The 11010-nt window shown below is 67.7% G+C and carries 7 protein-coding genes; all 7 read right to left on the minus strand.

The window, feature by feature from the left end:
* Nucleotides 1–37: 37 nt before the first annotated feature.
* Nucleotides 38–313, minus strand: a complete 276-nt coding sequence (locus tag ABDZ92_RS08355) for a hypothetical protein (protein WP_125962053.1) — start codon at nt 311–313, stop codon at nt 38–40.
* Nucleotides 310–1431, minus strand: a complete 1122-nt coding sequence (locus ABDZ92_RS08360; RefSeq protein ID WP_125962052.1) for an NADH:flavin oxidoreductase/NADH oxidase — start codon at nt 1429–1431, stop codon at nt 310–312. The genes ABDZ92_RS08355 and ABDZ92_RS08360 overlap by 4 nt, the downstream gene beginning before the upstream one ends.
* A gap of 10 nt (nt 1432–1441) precedes the next feature.
* Complete coding sequence (locus tag ABDZ92_RS08365; RefSeq protein WP_125962097.1) at nt 1442–2287, minus strand: oxidoreductase; 846 nt, start codon at nt 2285–2287, stop codon at nt 1442–1444.
* A 153-nt stretch (nt 2288–2440) separates the two neighbouring features.
* Nucleotides 2441–5506, minus strand: coding sequence for a TonB-dependent receptor domain-containing protein (locus tag ABDZ92_RS08370; protein ID WP_241211758.1), 3066 nt, complete (start codon nt 5504–5506; stop codon nt 2441–2443).
* A gap of 11 nt (nt 5507–5517) precedes the next feature.
* Nucleotides 5518–6468 carry a glycosylasparaginase gene (locus ABDZ92_RS08375; protein WP_125959736.1) on the minus strand — a complete coding sequence of 317 codons (951 nt, stop codon included), beginning with the start codon at nt 6466–6468 and terminating at the stop codon, nt 5518–5520.
* Between the two features lie 278 nt (nt 6469–6746).
* Nucleotides 6747–8666: an alpha-L-fucosidase gene (locus tag ABDZ92_RS08380; RefSeq protein WP_125959716.1), complete on the minus strand. Its 1920-nt coding sequence runs from the start codon at nt 8664–8666 to the stop codon at nt 6747–6749.
* A 21-nt stretch (nt 8667–8687) separates the two neighbouring features.
* On the minus strand, nt 8688–11009 hold the full coding sequence (locus tag ABDZ92_RS08385; protein ID WP_343762391.1) for a GH92 family glycosyl hydrolase: 2322 nt from the start codon (nt 11007–11009) through the stop codon (nt 8688–8690).
* Between the last annotated feature and the right edge of the window lies 1 nt (nt 11010).

Consider the following 11010-nt stretch of genomic DNA (forward strand, 5'->3'; position numbering starts at 1 on the left):
ATGGTCACCAAAAGGTCTCAGATCATGCCGCGTCTGTCTAGGGGGCCGGTGCCTCCAGGGTGCGCCTTTGCTCTTCCCTCTGGTCCCGGCCGCCCTCGGCCCGGAGCTTTGCCGCGGCGGCGCTGCGAACCAGCACCGCCGTCGACAGGAGGATCGAGGAGACAAGGCCGCCGATCGCGAGCAACCCGGCCGGGGTCACCTCCACCGTCGCACGCAGTCCCCGACGCCGGCCCAGCTTCACGAACACGGCCGCGCGCTGGGGGCTGTTCGCCAGTGCCTGCGGCGCGGCGGGCGGGTTGCTCTCCACGATCATGACTCCGCGCTCTCCTTGAAGTCGAACAGCGCGCGGTATTGGCGCGGCTGTGAGCGGAGATACTGGTTGGCGGCGCGCACCCGCGCCCCCAGGTGCGCGGCTGCATGCCACGGCCAGCGCGGATCGTAGAGGATGGTGCGGGCAAGGCCGACGAAGTCCGCGTCGCCCGTGCCCACGATCGCCTCGGCCTGTTCGAAATCGGTGATCAGCCCGACCGCCACGACCTGAAGACCCGTCGCCTGCTTCACTGCCCGGGCGAGCGGCACCTGATAGCTCGGACCGACCGGTATCTGCTGGCGCGGATCCAGGCCACCGCTCGAGACGTGGATCAGCCCGCAGCCGCGCGCTTCCAGCGCCTTGGCAAAGGCGATCGTCTGCTCGGCGTCCCAGCCGCCCTCGACCCAGTCGGTGCCGGACACCCGCACCGTCACCGGCTTGTCCGCCGGGAAAGCGGCGCGCACCGCGTCATAGACTTCCAGCGGGAACCGCATGCGGTTCTCCAGACTGCCGCCGTAGTCGTCGGTGCGCTGGTTGGAGAGCGGCGACAGGAACTGGTGCAGCAGATAGCCGTGCGCCGCGTGGATCTGGATGGCGTCGATCCCCAGCCGGTCGGCGCGCCGCGCGGCATCGGCAAAGGCGTCGCGCACCCGGTCCATGCCGGCGCGGTCGAGCGCGGTCGGCGCATTCTCATGCGTCTCGAACGGGAGGGCCGAGGCGGAGACGGTCTGCCAGCCATTCGCATCGTCCGGCGGCAGCTGCGCGCCGCCCTTCCACGGCACCTCGGTCGATGCCTTGCGGCCGGCGTGGGCGAGCTGGATCGCGATCGGCATCGACGAGTGACGGCGGATGCTCTCCAGCGTGCGCGCCATCGCCGCCTCGGTCGCATCGTCCCACAGGCCAACGTCGGCATAGGTGATGCGCCCTTCCGGCACGACGGCGGTCGCCTCGATCGTCAGGAGCCCGGCGCCGGACAGCGCGAGCTGCCCCAGGTGGATCTGGTGCCAGTCGGTCATGCAACCGTCGACCGCGGAATATTGACACATCGGCGCGATGACGATGCGGTTGTCCATCTTCAGCGAACCCAGGGTCGCCGGCTTGAAAAGGGCTGGGGTGGTCATGGGAACTCCGTCAGGCGTCGGGAAAGTCGGTGGCGAGGCTGATGTCGCGATAGCGTTCGATCTCGGCGAGCCGCTCCTTGAGCCGCGCGACCACGGCCTCATGGCCGAAGCGGCCGAGCACCAGGTGGCGCGGCGGGTCGGGCTGCTCGGAAAGGGCGATCATCGCGTCGGCGGCGCGCGCCGGGTCGCCGGCCTGGGTTCCGCTCACCCCCCGGGTATCGTCCATCCGCTTGCCCGCAGTCTCGGCATAGTCGGCGATGCGGCTGGGCGTCTGGCGCAGCGAGCGGCCGGCCCAGTCGGTACGGAACGGCCCTGGCTCGATGCAGGTCACGTGGATGCCGAGCGGCGCGACCTCTGCCCGCAACGTATCGGACCAGCCTTCGACCGCATGCTTAGACGCGGCATAATAGCCCGAGGCCGGAAAGCCGATCAGCCCCGCGACCGAGGTGATGTTGAGGATGCGGCCGCTGCGCTGCGCGCGCAGGATCGGCAGCACGGCGCGGGTGAGGGCGAACAGGCCAAAGACGTTGGCGTCGAACTGGGCGCGGATCTCCGCCTCTTCGCCCTCCTCGATGCTGCTCTGATAGCCATAACCGGCGTTGTTCACGAGCACGTCGATGCGCCCGAACTTGTCCTCGGCGGCTGCCACTGCCCTGGTGATCTGGGCCTGATCCGTCACGTCCAGCGCCAGGGCCAGTGCGCGATCCTCGCGGCCTTCCACCAGATCGGCCACGCTGTCGCGGTTGCGCGCCGTCACCACCGCTCCCCAACCGCGCTCGAGCACGCGGGTTGCGAGTTCGCGACCGAAGCCGGTGGAACAGCCGGTGATGAACCAGACGGGGGAGGATGGGGGCATGGGGGCGTCCGCGTCGGGGAGGGGACCCGGTAGGTAGGCACCACCGCCCGCTCCGCAACCCACGACCCGCGTCGCGCATGCGCAAAAAAAGGGCCCGTGCTCGAAAGAGCGCGGGCCCAGGTCATGGGAACTTGGACGTCCGGATGGACGGGATCAGAAGTTGATCGTCGCTCCGACCGCGATCTGGCGGCCGAGGATATCGTACCGCGAAGAGATCGTGTTGTTGCGGAACAGGCCGGTCACGTCGCGCGAGTTCGGGAACACCGGCGGCGACTTGTCGAGGAGGTTGTTCGCAGCCACTCGCCACGAGAACTGCTCGTTCACGCGGAACGCCAGCGCCAGATCGAAGTAGCTGACCGCCTTGACCTCATAGAAGGTCGTACGATCATCGCCCGGCTTCCAGCCGAGGTTGGTGTCGCCCGAGTTCGACACGTTCGTCAGCGGGCCCAGGTAGCGCCAGTTGAGCGACGCGCTGAACACGCCGTCGTCGGTGGTGTAGGTGCCGCGCAGGTTGTGCGTCCACTTCGGGATGAATTGGCCGCAGCCGGCGCCACCATAATAGCCCACGCAGTTGCGCTTGTTGAGCGTCGGCGCGTCCTGTGCGCCGAGCAGCGTGGTCAGCGAGCCCGAGAAGTCGAAGTCGAGCTTGCCGGCCGAACCCATGCGCAGGGCATACTGGCCCTGGAAGTCCCAGCCGTACGACTTGCTCTTGTAGTAGTTGGTCGTGCCGCTGCGAACATAGCCGCTCTGCGCATTGGTGGTCGTCGGGCTGTAGAGCGTGCCATCCGCGTTGCGGACGAACATCGAGCAGAAGAAGTCGTTGCCGCTCGACAGGCAACCGTCACGGAAGAAGTCGTAGTTGTTGTAGCCGATCGAGTCGTTCAGGTCGATCATGTAGCGGTCGACCGACACGGTCAGGCCCGGCAGGAACCGCGGCTTCAGCACGATGCCGAAGGTCTTGGTGTAGGCGGTTTCCGGATCGACGGTGAAGCCGCCGCTGCGCGTGGTGCAGCCGACGTCCGTCGGGCAGAGCAGGGTCTCGCTGCCATAGAGATTGTCGGCCAGGCCGGTGGCTGCGCAGACTTCACGCGATGCCTGCGGGGCGCCGAAGACCGGACGCTGCTGACCCGAGCCATCGTTTTCGTAGCGCAGGATGGTCGGCGCGCAGAAGTCGTTGAACGACTGCGGGTCGATACGATCGTAGCTGCTGTTGCTCGCCTGGAACGCCTCGACCACCGTGGGTGCGCGCTGCGCGCGGTTCATCGACGCGCGGAAGGTGATATCCGGGATCGGGGCCCAGATCGCTTCCGCCTTCCAGGTGGAGAAGGTCTTGGGATTGCTGCTGTACTTCGACAGGCGATAGGCGCCGTTGAACTGCAGCAGGTCCGCGAACGGCTTGTTTTCGACCAGCGGCACCTGGACTTCGATGTTGCCTTCCCAGACGTGCTGCGAAAGGTGCTGGTCCGTGCCGCCGTTCTGCTCGCGCCACACTGCGTTCGCCGTGGAGTCGAGCTGGTCCTCGCGATATTCGGCGCCGATCGCAATCGCGACGCCCTGCTCGGCCCAGGGGCTGGTGATGCCGTGCTGGCCCAGGTCGCCCTGCACGGTGGCGATGGCGTTATAGAGCGTGTTGACGGTCTTCTGGGTGCCGTAGCCGCCGACCATCAGATAGTCGAACAGCGCCTGGTCGTTGACCGCGGAGTTCGGGCTGAACGGGTTGAACGGCACGCAGCCGTCGCTGGTGTCGCGGCAGATGATCGAGCCGTTGCTGCTGACGGTGTCGAGCGCGTTGTTCACGCGATCGAAGTCCGGCATGCCCCAGGTCATGTTCATCTGGTTGCGCGCGTAGACGCCGCCGACGTCGTAGCTCCAGCCCTGCGCGATTTCGCCACGCACGCCGCCGGTGATGCGGAGCCCCTTGTTGATGTACGTGTCTTCGATGGGGTCCGCGCCGTTGGCGCGATACCGCAGCTCCACCGGGGCGGTGGTCGCAGTGCCCGCGGCGCCGCCGCAGATGATCTGCGCCTGAGCGGCCGACATGAACGGATTGTTGCAGCTCACCGTATAGGGCGTCGTGCCGTCGCCGTAAGCGGTCGAGCTGAGCACGCGCGCCGGGAACGGGTTCGACGACTTGTCGCGGAACCACATCGTGCTCGCATAGACTTCGGCCGCAGGCGAAATCTCGAACGATGCGAAGCCGCCGGCATTCCAGCGCTTGTTCGCGCGCTGGAAGGCGTAGCCGTCATACGGGTTGGCTGCGTACTCGGTCGAATAGGGCAGCAGCGTCCCCGAGCCGTCGGGGTTGTTCACATAGGTGTTGCCCTTGTTCGGGCCGCTGCCGGGCGAGATGTAGCCGAACGGCGTGTAGGTGGAGGTCGTGCACCCCAGCGCGCCGTCCTTGACCGGCTGGGTCAGTTCGCAAGCGGCGATCTCGCGAGCGCTGAACGGTACCAGCTCGGCTTCGCGGTAGTTGACGTAGCCGGAGATGTGGAAGCGATCGTCGAACAGCTTCTTGCCGGCCGTGATCGAAACGTCGGTGCGGCCACCGTCGAACGCATTGCCGCGTGCCGGCTGCGCGAAGTTGTAACCGTTGGCGACCTCAGTCGCCAGGCCCGGCTTGTTGTTGTGCGCGTAGAAGTTGTAGTTGCCGTTGATCTGCACGCCTTCGAAATCGTCGTCGAGGACGAAGTTCACGACGCCCGCGATCGCGTCCGAACCATAGACGGCCGATGCGCCGCCGGTCAGAACGTCGACGCGCTTGATCAGCGACGTCGGGATCATGTTGGCGTCGAGGCCGTTCACCGTGCCCAGACGCTTGCCGTCGACCAGGACGAGCGTGCGCTCGAAGCCCAGGTTGCGCAGCTTGATGCGCTGGCGGCCGTCGGAGTCCGCGTAGTTCTGCTGGCTGTCGGGGGCGACCTGCGGGATGCGGTTGAGCACTTCCTCGATGTTCACCGCCGCCTGCGCACGGATGGACTCCGAGGTGACCGAGGTGATCGGCGCTGCTGCGGTGACGTTCGGGCGGCTGATGCGCGAGCCGGTGACGACGATGGCGCCGCCGCTGTCGGCAGGGGCTTCTTCATTCGCCTGGGGCGCTTCAAGCGCAGAGTCGGTCGCAACCGGGCCACCGGTGACATTGGCTTCCTGAGCCATCGCCGGCATCGCTGCAACGCCCGCGATACAGGTGGATGCCAGCAACAAACGCGTCATCGTCTTCATCAATCGTCCCTTTAGTTCTTTGCGCCCGCCGGCCCTTTGAGGCTCTGTGCGGCGTGGATGCTGGTCCTGCCTGAGGTGTCGGTAACGGCGTAGGTGAAGCCCGGCAGGTGCGCGAAGGCCCCGACCTGGCCCCTGGCGTCGATCGCCAGGAACGCGACCTGCGCGTCCCGGACGGCCTCGCCGCGAAGCTTTGCAATGTGCTGCACGGCCTCGCGGCAGGCAGCCTGCGGGGTCATGCCCATCCGCATCGAGCTGGTGATCCGGGCGGTGCCGGCGATGCGGGTGACTTCCTCGCCCACGCCCGTCGCGGTCGCAGCACCAACGCCCGGCTCGACCATCAGCCCGCAGCCGGCCTGCGGGGAATCACCGACACGGCCGCGCAGCTTGAACGCCATGCCCGACGTCGTGCACGCGCCCGCCAGTCGCCCGTCCGGGCCGCAGGCGATGATGCCGATGGTGTCGTGGTCGAGTGCGGAGCCGCGCTGGTTTTCGATGTTGGCGACCGGCTGGTACTTGGCGGTCTTCAGCCAGTCGCGCCACGCCGCCTCGGCTTCCGGCGTCAGCAGCTTGGTGCGTTCGAAGCCTTCGGCAACCGCGAACTGGCGCGCGCCTTCGCCCACCAGCATCGTGTGCGGCGTCTTCTCCATCACGCGCCGCGCGACCGAGATCGGGTGGAGAATGTCTTCCAGCGCCGCAACCGCGCCGACTTGACCCCGGTCATCCATGATGATGGCATCGAGGGTTACGTGTCCGTCGCGGTCCGGATAGCCGCCATAGCCGACCGAATGGTTGGTGGAGTCCGCCTCGGGCACCTGCGCCCCGGCCTCGACCGCGTCGATCAGCGTGCCGCCTGCCTGGAAGCGGGCAAAGGCAGCGGCGTTGGCCGCGGCACCGAAGTCCCAGGTGGAGACGATCAGAGCGCGGCTGGCGGGCGCTGCCCGCGCCACCGAGGCGGACGCCATGCCGGCAAGACCGATAGCAAGCGTATCCCTGCGCGAAACGATCACGACATGGCCTCCCCGATGCCCCGACCGCGTTCTGATCTCGGTCGGCCCATATGAGCGCTACCATCTTTGGTACCGCTGATCTGAAACAAACCTGTCATAGGCGACAGATCAATACAATACCAAAAACGTTAAAGGTTCTAATCGCCCCGCACTGAAGGCGGCAGGTATTGGACACAAGAGAAAGGCCGCGGACTCAGCGTCCGCGGCCTTTGCGAAGTAGGATTGTGCCAGCGCTACCGCGTTGCAGTGAATCCGCCGATCCCGGCGATCGCCAGGCGCGGCGTGGGCAGCGCCGTCTCCGCGAAGCGCAAACGCAGGTAGCGGGCATTGCGCGGCGCGTCGAAGGTGATGCGCTGGGTGGAGAGCGCATAGGCGATGTTGCTGAACTCGCCGGTGGCCGCCGGCTGCCATTGCTTGCCGTCGACGCTGGTCTCCGCGACGTAGCCCCGCGGCGGCGCCGCATTGGTCATCACCTGGCGCGACGGGGTCAGGCTGAAGCCTGCGAGCAGCACCGTCTCGGGCAACGCCACGGTGACGCCGGCGGGTTTCCCAGCGCCCGGCGCCGGCTGCGCCCAGATGGTGCCCGCATCATTGTCGAGCAGCTTCTCCGCTCCCGGTGCGCTCGCCTCGACGATCTTCCAGCCTGCCGTGTCGAGCACGGTCGGGTCGGAAGAAACGATCGCCGGCACGTCCACGGGCGCCACGGACCGAAACAGCGCGAACTCGCTGATCGCAGGAGCCACCGGCGCCTCCAGGATGCGCAGCCGCACGCGCCGGGCGGCGATCGGCTTTTCCAGCCGCACGATCCGCTGGGCGGAGATGCACGCGTGCTCGGCCAAGGTCTGCCAGCGTCCATCAACCTCCGCGTCGATCGCGAAGCGCGTCACCCGGACGCCCAGCGGCAGATACTCGCGCAGCCGGATCACGTCGAAGCTGCGGCCCGGCGGTAGGTCCAGCGTCAGGCTGGGCGTGGTGACGCCATCGGGCGCCGACCAGTAGCTCTCGCGGTCGCCGTCGAGCACCCGCGCCGGCTCGAATCCGCGGCCGCGGCTGTGGCTGGCGCTCGCCACGGCGCCCTTGGCGAGATCCTGCGCAAAGGTCGCGCGGATCGCATCGCCGAACGACTTCAGGATCTTCATGTCCTGGTCGGCGATGCGCCCACGGCGGTCGGGTGGGATATTGAGGTTTAGATTGGTTCCGCGGCCTACGGACTCGTCGTACAGCCGGATCAGCCGCTCCGGGCTCTTCACCTTGGAGTCCTCGTCCGCGTGGTAGAACCAGCCTGGCCGGATCGACACGTCGGTTTCGGCCGGCCACCACAGCTCTGCCCCGCGCACCCCGCTGTTGCCGTCCTTCTGGTCATACGGCTTGTTCGGCATGGTCGGCCAGCAGGGATCGCCCGCCACGCCATCCTCATTGCCCACCCAGCGGATGTCGGCACCCAGCGGATCGAAGGTGCAGGCATTGGGCTGGAGCTTGTGCACCAGCGCGATGATCGAGGGCCAGTTGTAGTAGCGCGGCGCGTCGATCTTCCGCGCCTCGCGCGCGCCGCCGTAATATCCGTCGCCGCCGTTGGCGCCGTCGAACCACACCTCGAACAGCTCGCCATAGCGCGTGCACAGCTCGGTCAGCTGCGCGCGATAATAGGTGATGTATTCCGGCCGGCCGTACTGCGCGTGGTTGCGGTCCCAGGGCGACAGATAGAGGCCGAAGGGAAGATTGGCGCGGCGGCAGGCATCCGCCATCTCGCGCACGATGTCGCCCTTGCCGTCCTTGTACGGGCTGTTGCGGATGCAATGCTCGGTCAGGGTCGTCGGCCACAGGCAGAAGCCGTCATGGTGCTTGGCGGTCAGGATCAGCCCGCGCAGGTCCGCCGCCTTGGCCGCGGCGACGATCTGGTCCGCGTCGAAGTCGGTGGGGTTGAACAGCTTCGGGCTCTCGTCGCCGAAGCCCCATTCCTTGTCGGTGTAGGTGTTGATCGAGAAATGGACAAAGGCATAGGCCTCGCGACCATGCCAGCGCCATTGGCGGGGCGAGGGGACGGCACCCCAGGGCTGCGGCGCCCGCGGCTTGGTTGCGGCACGGGCGCCGGCGGGAAGAGTGCCTGCCACCAGGGTGGTGGCGAGCAGCGTACGCCGCGAAACATCGGTCATGGGATACTCCGAAGGGGCAGGTCAGGCAGGCGTGCTGCCGTAGGAGGGCGGACGGTCGGCCGGCGCCCGGCCGAAATCGCGGTTGGGCGTCGCGCTCATGGTGAAGCGCAGGGTGCCGCCCTTGGCGAGTTCGCGGTGCGCAATCCAGCTGCGGGTCCAGGGGCGACCGTTCCAGTGGACGGCCGCCACATAGGGCGTGTCCGCGCGATTGCCCGGCGCCTCGACCACCAGCTTGGCGGCCCCGCCCAGCTTCACCTCGGCCCGCTCGAACAGCGGCGATCCGAACACATAGGCCGCCTCGACCGGATCGACCGGATAGAAGCCGAGCGCACTCATCACGAACCAGGCGCTCATCTGCCCGCAATCGTCGTTGCCGATGACGCCGTCGGGATCCGCCTTGTACATCTCGTTGAGCAGCCGGCGGACCATGGCCTGCGTCTTCCAGGGCGCGCCGGTATAGGCATATAGATAGGCGACGTGATGGCTCGGCTCGTTGCCGTGCGCATATTGCCCGACCAGACCCGAGATATCCGGCGGCGCATTGTCCGGCAGCGTCGACGGTGCCGAGAACAGCGCATCGAGCTTCGCCTCGAACGCGGCCTCGCCGCCGAAGTGCGCGATCTGGCCATAGATGTCGTGCTGGTTCAGGAAGGTCGCCTGCCAGCCGTTCGCCTCGGTATAGTCGCGATACTCCGACACCTTGTGGCCGATCTGGATCGGATCGTAGGGCGTGATCCAGCTGCCGTCGGCAAGCCGCGCGCGCGCGAAGCGGATCTTGGGATCGAGCACGTTGCGGTAGTTCAGGCTGCGCTTGCGCAGGGCCGCCGCATCCTCATCCGCGCCCGCCGCCTCGGCCAGGTGCGCCATCGCCCAGTCGTCATAGGCATATTCCTGGGTGCGGCTGACGGACTCGTCCACGCGGTCGGCCGGCAGATAGCCGAGCTTCGCATAGTCGCCGCGCGCGCGGGTGCTCGCGACGTCCGGCGTGGTCGGCTCGAACGCGCGGGCACGGATCGCCGGCCAAGCGGCGGCATAGTCCGCCTGGATGCCCTTGGCATGCGCCTCCGCCAGCACCGCGACCGCGTGCCAGCCGATCATGGTGCCGGTCTCGACACCCTGCAGCGGCCACACCGGCGGGCCGAAGGGGCTTTCGATGCTCTGGCGCAGCAGGTCGTGGGTGAACTCGGTCGCCCGATCCGGCGCGATCAGGGTCAGCAGCGGGTGCAGCGTGCGGTACGTGTCCCATAGCGAATAGGTGCTGTAGGCGCGCTCCTTGGCTGGAAGCTGATGCACCTTCTGGTCCAGCCCCATGTAGCGCCCGTCGACGTCCGAGAAGAGCGTCGGCGCCAGCTGCGCATGATAGATGGCGCTCGCCAGGATCGTTCGCTGCTCCGGGGTGCCGCCGGACACGCGCACCGTGCCGAGCGCCTTGTCCCACGCCTTGGTGGCCGCGCGGCGATGCGCGTCGAAATTCCAGCCGCGGCCTTCCGCCTCCAGGTTCGCACGCGCGCCCGCCACGTCGACGCCCGACAGGCCGCACTTGGTCAGGATCGGTGCCGAGCCGGCATCGTCATAGTGCAGCACCAGCTTGAGCTTGTCGCCCGACACGGTGCGGGTGCCGTCCGGCTGCGCCTGGTCGTTGACATAGAAGGTCACGCGATCGGGCGTCCGCGACAGCTTCAGCGCGAAGTGGATCTTGCGTCCCTTGGCCCAGCGGTAGACCGAGCGGCTGCCCGTGATGGTGCCATCGGCGGCGATCGTCAGCGTCGCGTCGCGCACCAGCCGGTAGGTCGGCGGCTGCACCGGCGGCATGTGCCAGAAGTCGAGCAGCACATGGCCCGGCCCCTGCGGGAAGCGGTGGCGCTGCCAGCCGGTCCGCTCGGTGGCGGTCAGTTCCGAAAAAACGCCGCTTTCCAGCCGCACGCGGTAGTAGCCGGGCTCCGCATGCTCCTCGGAGAAGCGCTGGCGATAGCCCTTGTCCGGGTCCTCGCGCGGTCCGGGAACGAGCTCGACCGGGCCACGGGTCGGCACCACCAGCACGTCCATCAGGTCACCGATGCCGGTGCCCGACAAATGGGTGTGCGAGAAGCCCATGGTCGAGGTGTCGGTGCGGTGGTAGCCCGAGCATCCCCCCCATCGCGTGTTGTCCGTATCGGGGCCGACCTGGACCATGCCGAACGGCATCGTCGGTCCCGGATAGGTATGGCCGTCGCCACCGGTGCCGACGAACAGGTCGGGCGGCGTCTTCTCGACCCGGCGCGCCAAGGCGGAGCCGGGCAGGCCCGCAGCGGCTGCGGCCATGCCGGAGGTGGCGAGCAGGGTGCGGCGAGTGATCGCGATCATG

Origin of the sequence: Sphingomonas molluscorum, assembly GCF_039522995.1 — a bacterium.
Taxonomy (GTDB): domain Bacteria; phylum Pseudomonadota; class Alphaproteobacteria; order Sphingomonadales; family Sphingomonadaceae; genus Sphingomonas; species Sphingomonas molluscorum.